Genomic DNA, 19,432 nt, shown 5'->3' on the forward strand with positions numbered 1-19,432 from the left:
GGAAAACCTCGGAGTTTTTTGTACCTTCGTAAGAAGGAGGAACAAGCTTTAGGCGTTGAAACCTTCAAGGGTTGCCGCCCAGGCGCGGCGCGCCTCCAAAGCCTCCTGCGCCTTGGCGATCTTCTTAGCATCGCCGGAGGCCTGTGCTGCCTGTAGCTCAGACTCAAGCTCGGCGAGCGAATCCTGGATCTGGGTGAGCAGCGAGTTTGCGCGGGCTGCCTTAGCGGGATCGTTCTTCTTCCATTTAGCGGCTTCTGCACCGTTGATTTCATCCTGAATCTTACGAAGCTCAGAATCTATACGGCGCAAATCTGCGCGCGGAACTCGACCGGCTGCATCCCAACGATCAAGGATCTTCTCAAAAGCCTTTTTAGCGGCAGAAATGTCGGTTACCGGCAACAGGGCGCGAGCTTCAACTAGCAGAGCCTCTTTAACCTTGAGATTCTCGGCATACGCTTCGTCCTGTTGTGCTTCGGCGGCGTTGCGGGCATCAAAGAAGACATCCTGAGCGGCACGGAAACGCGCCCACAGTTTATCGTCCTCACGGCGAGAACCGCGCGGAACTTCCTTCCAAGCACGCATCAACTTGCCGTATTCACGTGAGGTTTCAGACCAATCGGTTGAAGAAGACAGCTGTTCAGCGCGAGCGATCAACTCTTCCTTCGCGCGTTTGATGCGGGCGTTACGATCGTCAAGCTGCGAGAAATGCGCCCGACGGTTGCGGTCGAAGGTGGTGCGGGCGGCGCGGAATCGTTTCCACAGCTCGTCTTCAACTGATTTCGCCAAATGAATTTCACGCTGTGCTTGTTTCCACGCATCGAAGAGCTCGTTCATACGGGCGTGAGAATTCTTCCAATGGATTTTCTCAACATCCTGAGCCGCAATCTGCTCAGCCTCAGCAACGATCTCTTCGCGCGCCGCCAGAGCACGTTCACGGTTCTCGGCACGTTCCTGCTGCTGAGCCTCGCCCAGCTTAATAATGCGTTCGTTCAATGCTGACAGGCGCTCCTGCAAGCTTGCGTAATCGCCCACCATATTGCGCACACCAATTTGCGCACCGATGGAGGTGATACCCTTTTGCAGATCTGACGCCGGGGAATTATTCTCAACACGCGATTCGAGCAGAGAGACCTGTGCCTCAACGTTCTCGAACTTGCGGGCGAAATATGCCAGGGCTTCTTCTTCGGAGGCACCGGGCAACTGCCCTACGGCGTACTCTTCACCCTCAACAATCACAAAAACATGACCGTCATCGGATACACGACCAAACTTACGTGCCTGCTCAAGGTTTACCTGGGTGTCGTCGGATTTAATAGTCACCGCTATAACTCTCATTCACTAGGGGCATGAAAAACCCATCGGAAAAATAGGCTCTATGTCATGCCGGGGAAACGTCTCATGGCTATAGTCCGAAACATATAGCGCATCTATACAGCATAGCGGGTGTATACGGTTTATACATCCTATAGCGGCATGTGACGCGCCAGAATAGGCGCGAAGTTTTGCGGTTCGCTGTGGGCGCATCCTTGCTATGATTAAAAGGCTGTGCGCGTCACATAATATGGCGCACATCTGATACCACGATTTCAAGGAGAGAAGCATATGGCTCGCAAGGCATCGCTGTCTGGTTTTCCGGAGTATTTACCGGCTGAACGACTTGTTGAGAACCATGTTCTTGACACTCTGCGTAAGACCTTCGAGCTTCACGGTTTTTCTTCGATTGAGACCCGTTCGGTTGAGACTATTGAGCAGCTTCTTCGCAAGGGTGATATTGATAAGGAAGTTTACTCGATCTCTCGCCTGTTGGATGACAACGCCAGTAAAGCTAAAGAAAAACTTGCTCTGCATTTCGATCTGACCGTGCCTTTCGCGCGGTACGTCGTTGAAAACGCCGGGTACCTGAATTTTCCGTTCTCTCGCTACCAGATTCAGAAAGTTTGGCGCGGCGAGCGCCCGCAGGAAGGGCGTGCACGTGAGTTTACCCAGGCTGATATTGATGTTGTGGGTGATGGTGAACTGCCTTTCCGCTATGACGTGACCCTTGCTCTCGTTGTCGTGGATGCACTCTCAAAACTTCCTATTCCCGATTTCAAACTTCGGGTGAACAACCGCAAACTTGCGGAGGGTTTTTATCGTGGGCTAGGACTTACAGATACAGCCGCGGTGCTGCGTTCCATTGACAAACTTGAAAAAATTGGCGCGGATGCGGTGGCGCAGGAACTTCAGCGTGAGGTTGGCGCCTCTGAAGAGCAGGCTCATGCAGCCCTAGAGCTTGCGCAGATTCGTACCGAGGATTCATCTTTTGTGGCCCAGGTCCGTGAACTCGCTGAGCGGTACAAGGTTGAGCATGAACTTCTTGATCGGGGTGTTACTGAGCTTGCCGAAGTTATTGATGAGGCTGCCCGCCGTGCCCCCGGAAAAGTTCTTGCTGATCTCTCTATCGCGCGCGGGCTGGATTATTACACCGGTACCGTCTATGAGACTGTGCTTGTGGGGCATGAATCGTTAGGGTCGATTTGCTCGGGCGGTCGGTACGAGTCGCTGGCCTCGAACGGGAAGAAAACCTATCCCGGAGTCGGGCTGTCAATTGGGGTAACCCGCCTGGTGGCGCGCATCCTCTCGCAGGGTTTTGCACAGGCTACTCGTAAGGTTCCATCTGCGGTATTTATCGCCCTCACTAATGATGAAGGCTGGTCTGCCGCCAACGATGTGGCCGATGCGCTTCGGGCGCGCGGTATCGCCTGTGAAGTTTCGGCGAACGCAGCAAAATTTGGTAAGCAGATCAAATATGCTGAAAAACGCGGTATTCCTTTCGTCTGGTTTATTTCGACGGGGGATAACGGCGAGCTGACGCACGAGGTCAAGGATATCCGTTCGGGGGAACAAGTTGCTGCGGACCCCGCGAGCTGGATGCCTCCAGAAGAAGACCTGAACGTGCGTATAGTGCCTGCCGAGAGCATCGGCTCATAAAATATTGCGGGTGTCGCCACACTATAGTGAGTGGCGGCATTACAATGGGACAATGCGCACGCAGTGTGCGTATCTTAAAAATCAAGCGCATGCACCCGGCTACTGTCTATAGTCGTGAGGTGCCTGCAATGAAAGGAATGCAGTGCTTCGCACCCATACCAATGGCGAGCTCACCGCCGCCAACATCGGAGAAACCGTAACCCTCACCGGCTGGGTAGCTCGTCGTCGTGACCACGGCGGCGTAGCTTTCGTCGATTTGCGTGATCGCGCGGGCGTCACCCAGTGCGTGTTCCATAACGAAGATGATTTTGAACACCTACGCAATGAATACGTTCTGCGTGTAACCGGTCAGGTGACCAAGCGCCCTGAGGGAAATGAAAACCCGAATCTTGCAACCGGTGAAATTGAGGTTGAAGTTTCTGCGGTCGAGGTTCTCAATACTGCGGCACCGCTTCCATTCCAGATTGACGAGCATGTTGAGGTTGGTGAAGAGGCGCGTCTGCGCTACCGTTACCTTGACCTTCGCCGCCCCGAGCCTGCTCGCATCATGCGCCTGCGTTCCGACGCTAACCGCGCGGCACGCAACCTGCTTGCTGATGACGGCTATCTTGAGGTTGAAACCCCCACTCTTACCCGTTCGACACCCGAAGGTGCCCGTGACTTCCTGGTTCCTGCGCGTTTGGCACCTGGTTCTTGGTATGCGTTGCCGCAGTCACCCCAGCTGTTTAAACAGCTCCTGCAGGTGGGCGGCATTGAAAAGTACTACCAGATTGCTCGATGCTACCGCGATGAGGACTTCCGTGCGGACCGTCAGCCTGAGTTCACTCAGCTCGATATTGAGGCATCCTTCGTAGATCAAGACGACATTATTGACCTGGGCGAACGCATTGTCGAGGCTGTCTGGAATCTGATTGATGTGCAGATTCCCCGTCCTATTCGCCGTATGACCTATACCGAAGCGATGGAGAAATACGGTACCGACAAGCCAGATCTGCGTTTTGGTCTTGAGCTGACCGAACTTACCGATTACTTTGCCAACACCACGTTCCGTGTGTTTAAGGCTCCCTACGTGGGTGCCGTGGTAATGCCCGGCGGCGCTTCTCAGCCGCGCCGCACCCTGGACGCATGGCAGGAATGGGCAAAGCAGCGCGGTGCGAGGGGTCTGGCCTATGTACTGGTGCAGGAAGACGGCGAACTGACTGGTCCTGTTGCGAAGAACATCACTGATGAGGAACGTGCAGGTCTTGCTGCAGCAACCGGCGCCAACCCCGGGGACTGCATCTTCTTCGCCGCCGGTGAAGCTAAACAGGCGCGTGCTCTGCTGGGCGCTGCCCGTGTTGAGATCGGTCACCGCACCGGCCTTATTAAGGACGGCGAGTGGTCTTTCGTGTGGGTTGTGGATGCGCCTCTCTTTGAGTCTGCCGCAGAGGCCACCGAGTCGGGAGATGTCGCGCTGGGGCACTCCGCATGGACTGCCGTGCACCACGCCTTCACGGCGCCAAAACCCGAGTTTTTGGATACCTTCGACAAGGACCCCGGTTCGGCGCTGGCATACGCCTACGATATTGTCTGCAATGGTAACGAAATCGGTGGCGGTTCTATCCGCATCCACCGCCGTGACGTGCAGGAACGTGTTTTTGCGGTCATGGGAATTGGTGAGGAAGAAGCGCAGGAGAAGTTCGGATTCCTGCTGGACGCCTTCAAATACGGTGCACCCCCGATGGGCGGTATCGCATTCGGCTGGGATCGCATTATCTCGCTTCTTGCGGGGGTAGATTCGATTCGCGAGGTTATTGCCTTCCCGAAGACTGGTAATGGATACGACCCGCTGACTGCCGCACCTGCGCCGATCACGCCGCAGCAGCGCAAGGAAGCAGGCGTTGATTTCAAGCCGAAGAAGGACGACGAGGAGTAGTTCTTGCTTGAAAGCCTCGGTGCGTGATCGCTGAGAGGAAAGCGGGCTGTAGATACGCCACGGTGTATATGCAGCCCGCTTTCGTCGTTTCGGTGCGCATTCGTGTATGGGTTAGCTATTCTGGAAAGAGTCCCCATACGAAAGGCATATGAACCTATGCGCATCCTCATGACAGGCGCCAGTGGCAGCGGCAAAACCACATTTGCCGGAAGACTTGGTGCGATTTTAGGCATACCGCATACCGAAATGGATTCTTTGCACTGGGGCGAGAACTGGACGCCCCGCCCCAGTTTTGAAGCAGATGTGGATGAGCTCGCGGCGCAGGATTCGTGGATTACAGAATGGCAGTATTCGCAGGTACGTGAGCGTCTTCTAGAGCGTGCTGATACCGTCATTTACCTGCATTATCCGAGATGGTTTGTTGAGCAGCGGGTTATTCGAAGAACCCTGCGCCGGGCAGTAAATCGTGAAAAACTCTGGGCGGGAAATACTGAGCCGCCCCTGTGGAGTGTGTTTACCGACCCTGAAAATATGATTCGCTATAGCTGGATCAGTTACCCTACATATGACCCTCTTATGGTCGAAGCACGCAGAAATCACCCTGACAAACGATATATCGAATTCCGAACACCCCGTGAAGCAGAGAAATTTCTGCAAGCGGTACAGCTTCGCGGAAGTATCTGAACGTCTTATAAACATCGAAAGGCAGAGCATACCCATGCGAGTTATTTTGCAGCGTGTAAGCCGTGCATCCGTGCGTGTAGAGAATAAAATCGTTGGGGCGATTGAAGAAACCGGGTATCTTGCACTCGTCGGTATTACCCATGAGGACGGCGAGGCCCAACTGGCGAAAATGGCGGATAAGACCGCTAACCTGCGCCTTTTTGATGGCGAAAAATCCGCGCTTGAGGTTGATGCGCCCGTTCTCGCCGTTAGTCAATTCACGCTCTACGGAGATGCGAAAAAAGGCAGGCGCCCGTCGTGGTCGAAAGCGGCTCCGGGCGCTGTCAGCGAGCCGATTTTTGAGGCTTTTGTCCAGAAGCTTCGCGCTATCGGGATCCGTGTTGAAACAGGAGTTTTCGGCGCCGATATGCAGGTTGAACTCGTTAATAACGGACCGGTAACCCTCATTCTCGATAGCGAAACCCTCTAGATACCGCGTATAGGCACGGTAGAGTTGAAATATGGCAGATTCGCTTTTTGACCTTGACCTTCCAGACGACGAAGATCGCGTAAAATTTGCGTCCGCACCGTCTTCACGTACCGCATCCCAAGCGCCCTTGGCAGTGCGTATGCGCCCGCGTCACGTCGATGAAGTTTTTGGACAAGCCCATCTGCTGACCCCAGGGTCTCCGCTTCGTGTGCTTGCCGGTGCCGATAAGTCTGGACCAGCAGGACCCTCGTCTGTTATTTTGTACGGCCCTCCCGGCACCGGGAAAACCACATTGGCGCATGTCATCGCACGTGCGCCGGGGCGTAAATTCGTCGAGCTTTCCGCTATCACCGCCGGAGTTAAAGACGTTCGCGCCGTTATGGACCAAGCACTTTTAGACCGTGACATGTACGGCACCACAACAGTGCTTTTTCTTGACGAGATTCACCGGTTTACGAAGGCTCAACAAGATGCGCTGCTGCCCGGAGTCGAAAACCGCTGGGTTATTCTTGTGGCGGCAACGACGGAAAACCCCTCGTTCAGCGTGATTTCGCCTCTTCTTTCACGTTCACTTTTGCTCCGGGTGCATTCTTTGGAGCCAGCCGATATTGAGTCTTTAATTAACCGAGCGCTCGAAGACCCCCGCGGGTTCAACGGTGCTGCTGTGATTGATGAAGATGCTCGTGCCCACCTTGCCGCAGTCTCCGGTGGCGATGCACGTCGCTCGCTAACTTCTTTAGAAGCGGCCGCTGCCGTAGCCTTCAGTGAGCATGAACAGGTCGAATCCCCGGACGAGAACGCGGAATCTGGGGGAGAGGTAAACCATAGCAAGCCTGTGCGCATTACTCTGGCACATGCCCAGGAAGCCGTTGACCGTGCTGCCGTTCGCTACGATAAAGGTGGTGATCAGCACTACGACGTGATTAGCGCCTTCATTAAGTCTATACGCGGTTCCGATGCTGATGCCGCCGTCCACTATCTAGCGCGCATGCTCGAAGGCGGCGAAGACCCACGCTTTGTGGCGCGGCGCATTATGATTGCGGCGAGTGAAGATATCGGCCTCGCCGATCCGCAGGCGCTTCAAGTAGCGACCGCCGCCGCCCAGTCGGTGGCGTTGGTCGGCATGCCAGAGGCGCGTATTATTCTGTCGCAGGCGGTGATCTACTGTGCTTTAGCACCCAAATCGAATGCGGCATATGTGGCTATTAATAAGGCAATAGTGGATGTACGATCTGGGCTTTCGGGGCAGGTTCCAGCTCATCTTCGAGACGCCCATTATGCGGCCGCCGCCAATTTGGGACACGGCGACGGATATATTTATGCGCACGATGAGCCGGGGCATGTGGCAGCTCAACAGTATTTGCCGGATACCTTGCGGGATAAGGTCTACTACGAGCCGACGCAGTATGGATTTGAACGAACCCTGGCTGAACGGCGCGAGCGTATCCGAGAAATTCTGAATCGAGCCGATAGCTAACCGAACAGAAAAGCGGTATGCACCACCTCGGCCGTGGTGTATACCGCTAGAGTGAGATGTGATAGATAAACTCCGAATGCGCACCAGACTCTTATGAGCCCGGAAGTCGGTCGCACATCCGGTGTACTGCCTTTATTCTATGACATGGTAAAGATTCGGTAAAGGAACTTCTGTCATAAAGTTTTGAGGGAGTGTCATAATGTGTTCTTGCGCATGGTTGAGAACACAAAATTTGTGCGGTACTCAGGTAGATTCTGAATGCGAACCACGGTAGACTTGATGGGTCTGGCAGTCTCGTTATATCTACTATATAGCGCAGTATATTGTGTTTTGGTTTAGGAATAACGCTGACGTAGTGCTGGGGTACTCTGCCCCAAACTCTCCGCCCCACCACCCGGTGCGGGTAAACCAAGGAGGCCAGCTCCAAAAAGATAAGAGCCCTTAGCGTGAATACATGAGGGTTCTGCACTATGAAAGGTAATTGTGGCTAAAAATAACCGCACCCGCCGTACCGTGCGTCAGTCCCGTGCTTTGGGCATCGCACTGACCCCGAAGGCAGAAAAGTACCTTGAGCGCCGTCCTTACGGCCCCGGTCAGCATGGTCGTGCCCGCAAGAAGGCTGATTCTAACTACGCTACCCAGCTGAAGGAAAAGCAGCGTCTGCGCGCTCAGTACAACATTCGTGAGGCACAGATGCGCCGCGCATACCTTGAAGCAAAGCGTGTCGAGGGTCAGACCGGTAAGAACCTGGTTGAGCACCTTGAGACCCGTCTTGACGCTCTGGTTCTGCGTTCGGGCTTTGCTCGCACCATTGCACAGGCTCGTCAGATGGTTGTACACCGTCACATTATGGTTGACGGTGTGCGCGTGGATCGTCCTTCGTTCCGTGTTAAGCCCGGCCAGCTGATTCACGTTCACCCGAAGTCTGAGAAGACCACTCCTTTCCAGGTCGCGGCTGCGGGCGAGAACCAGGCAGTTCTGCCTGAGGTTCCGGCATACCTAAACGTCGAAATCGAGAAGCTGCACGCTAAGCTCGAACGCGCCCCCAAGCGCGAAGAGATCCCTGTGATCTGCGATGAGCAGCTGGTTGTTGAGTACTACTCACGCCTAGCATAATCTCGAATTTTCGAGAAGGGTAACCCCTACCTACGGTTCGGCTGTAGGAGGGGTTATTTTTTTTATTGCATAATCTCTTGTGTGCTATTACCGGTTTAATAGACGGTACAACATTTATTGAAGGTGTTTACTTGCTTCAGAACCCAAAATTCAGGTCGGTGGTGTATGACTAAACCTGAGGATTATTCCTTGATGTTGCATCTTATGCATGTCTTATAGAGTTTGATGAGGGTAATAAACGTGGAATCTGAACTGTAACGAGACACCGCAGTAAGTGTAAATTTTTTATAAAACCCCTGGTAGAGCTGTATATTTTGACGACAAGCGGCGTTCAAAATGGGCATGCACAAGGTTTTTCATTTATGATGGAGTAAGCCGTGGGTACGGTTTTTCTGTGTGCTCGCTTCAAAACTTGTTTCTCGCGGGCGCCCACTGTGTTTTACTGGTTGATATAGGAAAGAGGTCGTGATGAGTGGTGGAGACATTGCAGGTCTGATAGCTGCCGGTGTTTTTGCAATTCTTGTGGCGTTACTTGCTTTACCTATTATTCGCCTGACTAAAGTTTTCGATGAACTTATCGTGACCATTCGTTCACTCAACCAGAGCACATCGCCTTTGATCGACGAAGTTACTAAAACAGTCGTTACCACGAATGAGCAGCTTGAGAAGGTAGACGGTATCACCTCTAACGTATCCGATGCTTCCGCGAACGTTTCTGCCCTGTCTTCTTTGGTGACCTCAACTGTGGGGCAGCCCCTGATTAAAGTTGCTTCGTTCTCATACGGTGTCCGTCAGGCATTCCGCGGTAAGAAGCCTGGTGACGATGATCGTGCAGCTGGTACTTCACAGGGAGGTGAACAGTAATTGGGTTTATTTCGGTCAGTTCTTCTTGTGGGAGCGGGTGCGGCGGTAGGCTACTTTGCCTCAAAACGCGCCAACGCATCGGCTGAAAAGAAAACAGGCGCTCTTGTTCAGTACCAACAGGGTACACTCGCTCTTAACCCGGAGTCACAGATGGGAAAGTTTTTCGATTCACCCGTTGGTAAGCCTCTTCAACCCTATGCGCTTAAAGCTGTCGAATTTGCTGCGCGTGTTCGTGAAGGCATGCAGGAAAAAGAAGCTGAACTTCATGCTAAAGTTGAGCGACAGAAACAGGATATACGTCCTGGTTCTATAGATACCTGGGACCGTCGGATGAGTGAGCAAGAAATTGCTTCCACAAATCGGGCTGCTGCCGAGCGGGAACTGCTCGACGTGGAATCGCGGATTGCCGCCACCGAGGAAGAACTTCGCTCCGCCCGCATCCAACGTGACCGAGAGCTGGGTGAAGATTTCTTTAACTAGCCGGTACTGTAACGCAGCCGTAATGACGGCATGACGAACTTGATAGATTTCGTAGATTTTCACACAGAATTGTCTAAGGAAAGCGATGCTCTCACAGGAAATTTCTAAGCGTTGGATCGAATTTTTCGAGAAGCGCGGACATACCGTGGTGCCTTCTGCATCACTCATCTCAAACGAACCCGGTGCCATGTTTACCATTGCCGGTATGGTGCCATTTATCCCTTATTTTCTTGGACGAGAGACCCCTCCGTTCTCGCGTGCAACAAGCGTTCAGAAGTGTATTCGTACCCTCGACATTGACGAAGTAGGTAAGACCGCCCGTCATGGTACCTTTTTCCAGATGGCGGGTAACTTCTCATTTGGCGATTATTTCAAAGAGCAAGCTATTCCTTTCGCCTATGAACTACTCACCGCTAGTCAGGATGAAGGCGGTTACGGGTTGGACCCGGAACGTCTGTGGGTGACCATTTACGAAGGAGACAACGAAGCCTTCGACGTATGGACTAAAACCGTAGGATTCCCCGAAGAACGTATCCAACGCATGGGTATGAAGGAAAACTACTGGTCTACAGGTCAGCCTGGTCCTGCAGGCCCCGATTCCGAAATTTTCTATGACCGCGGACCTGCATACGGCAAAGAAGGCGGTCCGGCGGTAGACGACGATCGCTATATTGAGATCTGGAACCTTGTGTTCATGCAGTATCAGCGTGGTGAAGGGATCGGTAAGGAAGATTTCGAGATTCTGGGTGAATTGCCCAAGAAGAATATTGATACCGGTTTAGGCGTTGAGCGTTTGGCGATGCTTCTGCAGGGTGTTGAAAACTTCTACGAAACCGATCAGGTGCGCCCGGTACTTGACGCCGCTTCGAAGCTCTCCGGGAAAAAATACCACGGCTCTGAATCTCCCGAAGATCCGGGGTATGAAGACGATGTGCGCATGCGTGTGGTCGCGGACCATATTCGCTCTTCTCTCATGCTGATTGCCGATGGTGTGACTCCCTCCAACGAAGGACGCGGCTATATTCTACGCCGCCTGATGCGCCGCGCTATTCGTGCGATGCGTCTGCTGGGCGTTACTGAACCGTGCCTGCCTATTCTATTCCCCGCTTCTCGCGATGCGATGGCTGGTGCTTTCCCCTACGTGGCGGATGATTTCGAGCGTATTTCCCGCATCGCTTATGCCGAGGAAAAGGCATTTTTGCATACGATTGAAACCGGCACTGAGCGTTTGGAAGAAGCCGTTGCTACGGCTAAGAAAGACGGGTCAAACTCTGTTTCTGGGGCAGAAGCATTCGCACTGCACGATACCTACGGATTCCCAATCGACCTGACCCTTGAAATGGCTGCTGAAGCAGGCGTAAAGGTTGATGAGAAGGCGTTCCGCGAACTGATGGCTGAGCAGCGTCACCGTGCTCAGGCTGATGCTAAGGCTAAAAAAGGTTCTTTCGCAGACCTCTCTGAGCTTCGTAAGCTCGTGGATGAACGTGGTTCTATCTTTACCGGGTACACCGAACTTCGTACCGAAACTCATCTTCGTGCTTTGCTGAAGGATGGGGTTTCCGTTCCCGTAGCTAAAGCGGGCGATAAGATCGAGGTTGTTTTGGACGAAACCCCGTTCTATGCGGAGGGCGGCGGACAGGCAGCTGATACCGGCGTGATTACTGGAAACGGTTTCGTGATCGATGTTCAGGACGTGCAGCAGCCCGTCAAGGGTTTGAGCGTTCACCGCGCCGTTGTTCGTGAAGGTGAAGCGCATCCGGGCGCTGAGGTTGTGGCGCAGGTTGATGTGCAGCGTCGTCGAGATGGTGAAAAAGCCCATTCGGGTACCCATATTGTTCATGCGGCTTTGCACCAGGTATTGGGTAATGAAGCAACTCAGCGTGGTTCCTTCAATAAGGAAGGCTACCTGCGTTTTGACTTCGCATGGGGTGAGAGCCTATCTGACTCCGCTAAGCGTGAAGTCGAAGAGGTAGCAAACCTCGCTATCCGGGATAATCACGAAGTTATTGCGCGTGAGATGCCTCTTGCCGAGGCTAAAGCCCTAGGCGCTATGAGCCTCTTCGGCGAGAAGTATGGCAACATCGTGCGTATGGTCGAAATCGGTGGAGAGTTCTCGCGTGAGCTTTGTGGCGGCACCCACGTAGGAACTTCATCTGAAATTGGTTCTCTGACTCTGCTCACTGAACAGTCTGTGGGCTCGGGTAACCGCCGCGTTGAGGCACTGGTCGGTATGAATTCTTTCGAGCATCTTGCCGCTGAGCGTACCCTAGTCAATCAGCTGACCGGCATGATGAAAGTGCAGTCCTCGGCTGAACTACCCGAGAAAATAAACCAGACGTTGGCGAAACTAAAGTCAGCTGAGAAAGAACTTGAAAAGCTGCGCCGCGAGAAGCTTCAGGCTGAGGCTGGTAAGCTTTTAGAAAACGCGCAAACCATCGGCAGCGTACGAGTTCTTACACATCATGCGGGAGAGCTGGACGCCAACGGTGTTCGTTCGCTAGCGTTAGATTTACGTTCACGCTTCGGCTCTGAAGCTGCCGTTGTGGCGGTGACTGGCGTGGCCAATGGTCGCCCGGTTATTCTTGTCGCCACAAATGAAGGTGCCCGTGAAGCTGGCATTAAAGCCGGTGCCTTGGTGCGACTCGCAGCAGGTATACTCGGCGGCGGTGGCGGCGGCAAGGACGATGTTGCACAGGGTGGCGGACAGGATGCTTCGAAGGTTTCAGAAGCACTGGATGCTATCCGCAACGCGATAGCGCAGGCATAACTTGACTGAATTTCAACGAGGAGTACGGATGGGTGTTGACGTGGGTAATGCCCGCGTTGGCACGTCATTGAGCGACCCAGACGGCATTTTGGCGACTCCGCTCAAGACACTCCGTCGTGACAGCAAGAAGAACTCGGACCGTCGAGTTCTCCGCAAACTTGTGGAGGTTAACGACGTGAAAGAGATCTTTGTGGGGCTTCCCAAAACCATGCGGGGAGGAGAGTCGGACTCCACCCGCATGGCACGGGATTACGCCCACGCTTTGCGCTCCGAATTGGATGCAGAAGGAAATACACACATCAACATTTGGCTGGTCGATGAACGTCTCACCACAGTGAGCGCGCATCGTTCCCTCCACGAGGCTGGTGTATCCAGCCGAAATTTCAAGACTATGGTTGACCAGGTTGCTGCTGTTAACATATTGCAGTACAGTCTGGATGCTCTTAAAGCTGGGCAAGCTGTCGCTGGATATCTGGTGCATGAATCACCTCGCGAAGATTCCCATCTGCAAGAGACTATAGACGGCCCCGTCAACGAAACGGAGAACCTTCAGTGACCGAAGAACCTACAAAACAGCGGACGCGAGAGAGTAGCTTAAGCGAGCTTCTCAGTCCGACACTCGCCGAAAGCCAGGCCGGCATTCGCGGTATCACCCTTGAGGATGAGGTGGTAACCGCTAGGGAGCTACGCGCACGTAAGCGTCGCCGCCACACCATCATGGCAACAGCTTTGAGCGTCTTTGCCGTGGTACTTATTGTGCTTGGGGTGGTCTTCGTGCAGCGTTACGACATTAACCCCTTCAAAAATCGTGACTATTCGGGGTCGGGAAATGGCGAGCCGGTAAGCTTCACGATTGAGCAGGGTGAGAGTACCGCGCAGATTGCGCAGGCGCTCAAAGAAAAAGACATTATTGCCGATCCCGGCAAGTTTATTGACGTGTACCAGAAAGAGGCTAACGGTAAAACTCTTAAAGCTGGTACCTATGAGTTGCAGAAGCAAATGAGCAGCTCTTCGGTCGTGAAGAACCTGGTAGATAGCGATAATAATATTTTCTATATCGCGGTTCAGCAGGGTAAGCGTATGAACGAGACGGTCGATATTATCGCTAAAGCTACCGAAGGCAAGATAAGTCGTCGCGATATTGAAGCTGCTATGTCTCACCCCGAAGAATACGGTATCCCGAAGAACTTCCCCTCTATGGAAGGCTGGCTGCACCCGGGCGAATACCGAATTCCGAAGGAAGGGACCGACGCCAAGAAAATTATTGAGGCTATGGTTTCGCGAACAAAGGCTGATTTGCAGGAAGCAGGAGTTAGCGGAGACCAACGAACCTTTGAGGTCCTGACTAAGGCTTCTATCGTGGAGCTTGAAGCACAGCCTAAGGACTATGTGGCCGTTGCGGGCATTATCAATAACCGCCTCAATAACCCCAAGGGGGAGACTAACGGTTTGATTCAGTCCGATGCTACCGTGACCTATGGCTTGGGTGTACGTTCATATCACCTCACGGAAGAGCAAAAGGCTGATAAGAATAATAAGTACAACACCTATGCAAATACGGGGTTGCCTGCAGGCCCGATTGCATCGCCAGGGTTATCCTCAATCAAAGCGGTAGCGAATCCCGAGAACAACCCGTACTACTACTGGGTAACGGTTGACCTTGACACGGGTGAGACGAAGTACTCCCGCACCTATAAGGAACACCAGAAGTACGTTGACGAGTACAACCAGTGGTGTGAGGAACACTCAGGTCGCTGTAAGTAAGATACTGCATAGTCAGTACTGAGGCACCGTATTTGTAGGTTCTGTACGGTTCTTCATAAAACGGAACGGATGCTCCTTCCACTAAACTGGAAGGAGCATCCGTTCCGTTTATGTGTATAAAGTGACGGACAACCTAAATGGCATCGCGTGGGAAGGGAATACCATGACTGAAGCAGCGGGAGCACGACGAGCCTATGTGCTGGGGCATCCTATAGCGCATTCGCTCTCGCCAGTTTTACATACCGCTGCGTACCAGGTACTCAAAGAGAACATTGCGTATGCCCGTCGTGACACGCTCCCTGAGGATCTTCCGGCCCTCATGGACGAGGCAGAGGCCGGAGAAGCAATCTGCGGGTTTTCGGTCACGATGCCGCTCAAGACCGATATTATTCGGTATATGCACTCAACAACCGCTTTGGCCCAGGTGACTGGGGCGGTTAACACCGTTTTCTGGAGAAAGACAGAAGATACTGAAGTGCCGTTGCCGCGTGGCCATAATACAGATGTCGGCGGCATCGTCAATGCACTTCTACATGCTGGGTTTGAAACTCACCAAACAACGACACAACCGGCTATCCTGGGCGGCGGCGCAACCGCTATTTCTGCTCTAGCCGCCTTACACCGTTTGGGGTACACTCGTGTGACGGTGTACGCGCGCTCACTGCATAAGCTCTCTGCCATATATGACGCAGCAAAACGTCTGAGTCTTGAGGTCCAGGCAGAGCCTCTTACCCGGTTTCCGGAAGACTGCGCCGCGTATTACCCGGTGATCTCGACTCTCCCCGCTCATGCTGCAGATGATTTTACTGAAAACATACACAAGGTCTACCCGTACGCTGTTCTACTGGATGTAGCTTATGATCCGTGGCCGTCTCAGCTAGCGCAGATTTGGGAGCGGTGCGGCGGGTGCGTCGTATCAGGCCTTGAAATGCTTCTCTATCAGGCTCTCGACCAGGTGCGCGTTTTTACCGGGCATGCTACAGATCAGCGTCTCCCGCACGAGCTTGACGTGCTCAATGCGATGTGTGCCGCTGTCAATCTTGCTCCGCGTGAACAGCTTCCTGACATTGTGCGCTAAAGAGACGTTAGAATTTATATACAGATTCAAACTTTGACGGTGCCGGAACTCTCAGGACGGCAAAACGGAGATGAGGAAATACATGGAGCTACGTTGGCTGACCGCGGGGGAGTCTCACGGTGAAGCGCTGGTCGGTATTATCGAAGGAGTCCCCGCCGGCGTGGAGCTTACCAGCAAGATGGTGCGTGATGCGCTGGCTCGCCGCCGTCTAGGGTACGGCCGCGGCGCTCGTATGAAGTTTGAAGAAGATAAAGTGCGTATTCTGGGCGGGGTACGGCACGGCCTGACGCAGGGTGGCCCCGTAGCACTTGAAATCGCGAATACTGAATGGCCTAAATGGGTTGATGTCATGAGCTCAGATCCGGTAGATCCCGCACTTATTGAAGGGCGTGCCCGCAATGCTGCCCTGACACGCCCGCGCCCCGGTCACGCGGATTTTACGGGTATGCAGAAATACAACTTTTCGGAGGCTCGTCCTGTTCTTGAGCGCGCATCGGCACGTGAAACCGCGACTCGGGTAGCTCTGGGCGTGGTCGCCGCTCAGGTTTTAAAAGCACTCGGTGTTGAGCTTGTATCGCATACTGTTGCAGTGGGCGGCGTACACGCGCCCAATGGAGTGTCAGTGCCTGCTCCCCGTGATGTTGCTGCTCTTGACGCTGATCCTCTTCGGTGCTTCGATAAAGCTACTTCAGATGCTATGGTCGCCCGGGTTGATGAGGCGCACAAAGATGGAGAAACACTCGGCGGTATCGTCGAGGTTTTGGCTTATGGTATGCCCCCAGGACTCGGTTCATATGTGCATTGGGATCGTCGTCTGGATGCTCGCCTTGCCGCAGCGCTAATGGGGATTCAAGCTATTAAGGGTGTCGAAGTTGGTGATGGCTTTGCGACCGCCGACCGCCCTGGTACCGTCGCACACGATGAGATTTCGGTCGGTGAACATGGCGTGACTCGTGATACGAACCGAGCCGGCGGCATTGAAGGCGGTATGAGTATAGGCGATCTTGTGCGTGTTCGTGCCGCTATGAAGCCTATCGCTACCGTTCCCAAGGCACTCAAAACTATTGATACTTCAACCGGGGAACCCGCGAAGGCGCATCATCAGCGATCTGATGTGTGTGCTGTACCAGCCGCCGGTGTGGTGGCGGAGGCTATGGTCGCCCTTGTACTCGCACAGGCAGCACTGGAGAAATTTGGTGGCGATTCCATCGGCGAGACACGTCGAAATATGGACTCTTATCTGGCAGAGATTCCCGAATCTCTGGCTTGGGCATCTAATGTTGCGGGATGGGATTCCTAGACTGTGGCTGCTGAGGATCCAGCGCCTTCCGGGCGCCCATCGTCGGAGACGAACCCTTTCTCTCGCATAGCGGAAGCAGCGCGCCGTGCCCGAGAGGGGAATGCATCGCGCCCGCAGTCAAAGCTTTCGGAACCTGAGGAGAATACGGCTGAACAGCATGAGGTAGGCTCACACACTCAAGAACTTCATTCTGCTCGCAAAGCGGCTGTTCCCAGCCCACTCACGGTTTTTGGGAAATTTGGGAAAGCTGTCCCTCGCGCTACGTCGAAGGTACGGGTATATGCTTCATCTGATTCGGATACACCCGCTCCTCTCGCTTCAAGCGTTTTTCGTGAAAAATTGGCGGGCTTTACTGTAGAATCTCATAAACCGCAGGACGGACAGGGGAGTCCTCAAGTTCCTGAAGAGTCTGAAGTATTGGAGACGAACAAGGCAGCACGCGGTCAGCAATCAGACACTATACCGACGCCCGCAATCTTCGCACGCCCGCGCATCGTTGCGGAACAGGCTTCACGTAAAAATGATGACTTGGAACGGGCACCTGTGTCTGAACAGCCACATGAATCCGCAAGTTTTGCCGCGATTACAGCGCGTATGGCACAGGCTGCACACCTGAGGCATAGCACTGCTAGTTTAGAATCAAAGCGCGAAAGCATCTCTAAGGAGAAAAGCGAGGAAAATACCCTTCGCATACATCCGCAGCAGGTACGTGAGCTTCAGGAAGAATTTGCCGAACGTGCCCGTCCGGTAGTTCTCATCGGTCCTATGGCGGCGGGAAAAACCTATATTGGCACCCATTTTGCACGGTTTTACGGCTATGAGTTTCTTGACGCCGACCAGCTGATTGTGGAACGTTATGGTGAGGTATCCGAGATTTTTGAAATCTTTGGTGAAGCCTATTTTCGGGAACTTGAACGCAAGACTATTGAAGATGTGCTGACCTCGCCAACCTATCGCAACACAGTTTTTTCGCTGGGTGGCGGTGCCCCTATGACTGATGCGGTTGCTGACCTTTTGCGTGACGAATGCGTGGTTTACATTCTGGTCGATGTGGATACGGTTGAGCCGCGCATTACAGGCAATAAAACCCGCCCGCTTCTAGAGCCTAACCCGGTAGAGCGCTGGTCTGAGATTTTTGAGCATAGGCAGCATCGGTATGAGGAACTTGCACAGTATACTTTGGATGCGCGTGGAGAAAAAAATATTAGCGTTATGACCGCCGAAATTCAGAACTTTGTTCTTGCCTTCCGAAAGGAACACTCTCATGATTGAACAGTCACATCACGCCGCTGAGTCCGAAACCTCTGTAGCTCCAACTTTCGGAGCTTCCGGTGAGGAAGACATTACCTATATACCCGTCACAGGCAGCTCACCACGCGAGAACTACGATGTTCTGGTGGGGCATAATTTGCTTAAGAAAATCCCCGATATTCTAGGTAACACAGCGCATAAAATCTTGGTGATCCACCCGCGCGCCCTACGGGCTACCGGCGAGCTTGTTATGGAGGATCTGCGTAAAGTTGGCTACGAGTCTTTTAGCGCTGAAATTCCTGATGCTGAAGAAGCTAAGCACCATCAAGTGGCCGCATTTTGCTGGCAGGTTTTAGGTCAGAACGACTTTACACGCACGGATGCAATTATTTCAGTGGGCGGCGGAGCCATTACTGATGTTGCCGGTTTTGTGGCGGCAACCTGGCTGCGCGGGGTACGTGTGATTCACATTCCGACCACTCTTCTTGGCATGGTTGATGCCGCTGTGGGAGGAAAAACAGGTATTAACACCGCCGAGGGAAAGAATCTTGTGGGGGCATTTTGGCCACCTTCTGCAGTGCTCTGTGAGATTGGTACGCTGCGTACCTTGCCGGAGCATGAGCTTTTAACAGGTATGGCGGAGGTCGTAAAGTGTGGGTTCATTGCTGACCCACAGATTCTTGACATTATTGAGGCTAACCCAGAAAAGATTCGGGATTCTCAGTCGTCAATAGTGCGTGACCTGATTGAGCGTGCCGTTCGGGTGAAAGCGGAGGTTGTTTCCGAAGATCTACGCGAATCTGGTCGCCGCGAAATTCTCAATTACGGGCATACCTTAGGGCACGCTATTGAACGTGCCGAGCGATACCAGTGGCGCCACGGCGCAGCCGTTGCGGTGGGGATGGTGTATGCGGCCGAGCTCGCGCTTGCCGCTGGGTATCTTAATGAAACAATTGTTGATCGCACCCGTGCCATTCTCAAATCTTTGAATCTTCCAGTGGGTTACCGGGGGGATCGTTGGAAAGAGCTTCTCGAAACTATGCGCCGGGATAAAAAAGCGCGCGGCTCGCTTTTGCGTTTTATCGTTTTGGAAGGACTGGGTAAACCGCGTGTTTATGAGGTTCCCGATGACTCCATCCTGTATATGACATACCAAGAAATCGCCGAATAACTAACTGCATTTTAGGTGCTTTTACAGGGGGTACCCATGTCTAGGCAGTCAAACATACAGAACGTGATGGGAATTTTACTTAGATATGTCATAGTAGCGGTGCCATAGTGTAAACTAAAGGGCGAC

16 protein-coding genes are annotated in these 19,432 nt (G+C 53.3%); 15 read left to right on the plus strand and 1 reads right to left on the minus strand.

Features of this window, described 5'->3' with window-relative positions:
* Positions 1-48: 48 nt before the first annotated feature.
* Positions 49-1,320, minus strand: coding sequence for a DUF349 domain-containing protein (locus tag HMPREF2981_RS08560; RefSeq protein WP_246825422.1), 1,272 nt, complete (start codon positions 1,318-1,320; stop codon positions 49-51).
* A gap of 282 nt (positions 1,321-1,602) precedes the next feature.
* Here HMPREF2981_RS08560 and hisS point away from each other — a divergent pair, with 282 nt between their 5' ends.
* From hisS to aroB, 15 genes are all read left to right on the plus strand, one after another.
* Positions 1,603-2,970, plus strand: a complete 1,368-nt coding sequence (hisS, locus tag HMPREF2981_RS08565) for a histidine--tRNA ligase (protein WP_070662380.1) — start codon at positions 1,603-1,605, stop codon at positions 2,968-2,970.
* 142 nt (positions 2,971-3,112) lie between these two features.
* Positions 3,113-4,885 (plus strand): aspartate--tRNA ligase, encoded by a 1,773-nt coding sequence (aspS, locus tag HMPREF2981_RS08570; protein WP_070662383.1) that lies wholly within the window; start codon positions 3,113-3,115, stop codon positions 4,883-4,885.
* Positions 4,886-5,053: 168 nt separating this feature from the next.
* The gene (locus HMPREF2981_RS08575) at positions 5,054-5,569 is read left to right on the plus strand and encodes a P-loop NTPase family protein (RefSeq protein ID WP_246825423.1); all 516 of its coding nucleotides are present in this window, start codon (positions 5,054-5,056) and stop codon (positions 5,567-5,569) included.
* A 34-nt stretch (positions 5,570-5,603) separates the two neighbouring features.
* Positions 5,604-6,038: a D-aminoacyl-tRNA deacylase gene (gene dtd, locus HMPREF2981_RS08580; RefSeq protein ID WP_070662389.1), complete on the plus strand. Its 435-nt coding sequence runs from the start codon at positions 5,604-5,606 to the stop codon at positions 6,036-6,038.
* A 31-nt stretch (positions 6,039-6,069) separates the two neighbouring features.
* Positions 6,070-7,515: a replication-associated recombination protein A gene (locus tag HMPREF2981_RS08585; protein ID WP_070662392.1), complete on the plus strand. Its 1,446-nt coding sequence runs from the start codon at positions 6,070-6,072 to the stop codon at positions 7,513-7,515.
* Between the two features lie 483 nt (positions 7,516-7,998).
* Positions 7,999-8,631 (plus strand): 30S ribosomal protein S4, encoded by a 633-nt coding sequence (rpsD, locus tag HMPREF2981_RS08590; RefSeq protein ID WP_070662395.1) that lies wholly within the window; start codon positions 7,999-8,001, stop codon positions 8,629-8,631.
* A 468-nt stretch (positions 8,632-9,099) separates the two neighbouring features.
* The gene (locus HMPREF2981_RS08595) at positions 9,100-9,495 is read left to right on the plus strand and encodes a DUF948 domain-containing protein (protein ID WP_004004740.1); all 396 of its coding nucleotides are present in this window, start codon (positions 9,100-9,102) and stop codon (positions 9,493-9,495) included.
* Positions 9,496-9,975, plus strand: a complete 480-nt coding sequence (locus HMPREF2981_RS08600) for a peptide chain release factor 4 (protein ID WP_070662399.1) — start codon at positions 9,496-9,498, stop codon at positions 9,973-9,975. It begins immediately after the preceding gene.
* 85 nt (positions 9,976-10,060) lie between these two features.
* Positions 10,061-12,742 carry an alanine--tRNA ligase gene (alaS, locus tag HMPREF2981_RS08605; RefSeq protein WP_070662401.1) on the plus strand — a complete coding sequence of 894 codons (2,682 nt, stop codon included), beginning with the start codon at positions 10,061-10,063 and terminating at the stop codon, positions 12,740-12,742.
* A gap of 28 nt (positions 12,743-12,770) precedes the next feature.
* Positions 12,771-13,298: a Holliday junction resolvase RuvX gene (gene ruvX, locus HMPREF2981_RS08610; RefSeq protein ID WP_013399125.1), complete on the plus strand. Its 528-nt coding sequence runs from the start codon at positions 12,771-12,773 to the stop codon at positions 13,296-13,298.
* The gene (mltG, locus tag HMPREF2981_RS08615) at positions 13,295-14,506 is read left to right on the plus strand and encodes an endolytic transglycosylase MltG (protein ID WP_004004734.1); all 1,212 of its coding nucleotides are present in this window, start codon (positions 13,295-13,297) and stop codon (positions 14,504-14,506) included. The genes ruvX and mltG overlap by 4 nt, the downstream gene beginning before the upstream one ends.
* Before the next feature lie 163 nt (positions 14,507-14,669).
* Complete coding sequence (locus HMPREF2981_RS08620; protein ID WP_070662405.1) at positions 14,670-15,584, plus strand: shikimate dehydrogenase family protein; 915 nt, start codon at positions 14,670-14,672, stop codon at positions 15,582-15,584.
* An 82-nt stretch (positions 15,585-15,666) separates the two neighbouring features.
* Complete coding sequence (gene aroC / locus HMPREF2981_RS08625) at positions 15,667-16,884, plus strand: chorismate synthase (protein ID WP_070662408.1); 1,218 nt, start codon at positions 15,667-15,669, stop codon at positions 16,882-16,884.
* A gap of 3 nt (positions 16,885-16,887) precedes the next feature.
* The gene (locus tag HMPREF2981_RS08630; RefSeq protein WP_246825424.1) at positions 16,888-18,156 is read left to right on the plus strand and encodes a shikimate kinase; all 1,269 of its coding nucleotides are present in this window, start codon (positions 16,888-16,890) and stop codon (positions 18,154-18,156) included.
* Positions 18,149-19,306 carry a 3-dehydroquinate synthase gene (gene aroB, locus HMPREF2981_RS08635; protein WP_048754021.1) on the plus strand — a complete coding sequence of 386 codons (1,158 nt, stop codon included), beginning with the start codon at positions 18,149-18,151 and terminating at the stop codon, positions 19,304-19,306. The genes HMPREF2981_RS08630 and aroB overlap by 8 nt, the downstream gene beginning before the upstream one ends.
* Positions 19,307-19,432: the final 126 nt, after the last annotated feature.

The sequence above is a fragment of the Rothia sp. HMSC069C01 genome (genome assembly GCF_001814655.1).
In the GTDB taxonomy this organism is placed as follows: domain Bacteria; phylum Actinomycetota; class Actinomycetes; order Actinomycetales; family Micrococcaceae; genus Rothia; species Rothia dentocariosa.

Excerpts from the sequence above, each read along its gene's own strand:
- hisS (WP_070662380.1), top strand. The coding sequence starts at position 1,603 with ATGGCTCGCAAGGCATCGCTGTCTGGTTTTCCGGAGTATTTACCGGCT.
- HMPREF2981_RS08575 (WP_246825423.1), top strand. The coding sequence starts at position 5,054 with ATGACAGGCGCCAGTGGCAGCGGCAAAACCACATTTGCCGGAAGACTT.
- dtd (WP_070662389.1), top strand. The coding sequence starts at position 5,604 with ATGCGAGTTATTTTGCAGCGTGTAAGCCGTGCATCCGTGCGTGTAGAG.
- HMPREF2981_RS08585 (WP_070662392.1), top strand. The coding sequence starts at position 6,070 with ATGGCAGATTCGCTTTTTGACCTTGACCTTCCAGACGACGAAGATCGC.
- HMPREF2981_RS08595 (WP_004004740.1), top strand. The coding sequence starts at position 9,100 with ATGAGTGGTGGAGACATTGCAGGTCTGATAGCTGCCGGTGTTTTTGCA.
- alaS (WP_070662401.1), top strand. The coding sequence starts at position 10,061 with ATGCTCTCACAGGAAATTTCTAAGCGTTGGATCGAATTTTTCGAGAAG.
- ruvX (WP_013399125.1), top strand. The coding sequence starts at position 12,771 with ATGGGTGTTGACGTGGGTAATGCCCGCGTTGGCACGTCATTGAGCGAC.
- HMPREF2981_RS08620 (WP_070662405.1), top strand. The coding sequence starts at position 14,670 with ATGACTGAAGCAGCGGGAGCACGACGAGCCTATGTGCTGGGGCATCCT.
- aroC (WP_070662408.1), top strand. The coding sequence starts at position 15,667 with ATGGAGCTACGTTGGCTGACCGCGGGGGAGTCTCACGGTGAAGCGCTG.
- aroB (WP_048754021.1), top strand. The coding sequence starts at position 18,149 with ATGATTGAACAGTCACATCACGCCGCTGAGTCCGAAACCTCTGTAGCT.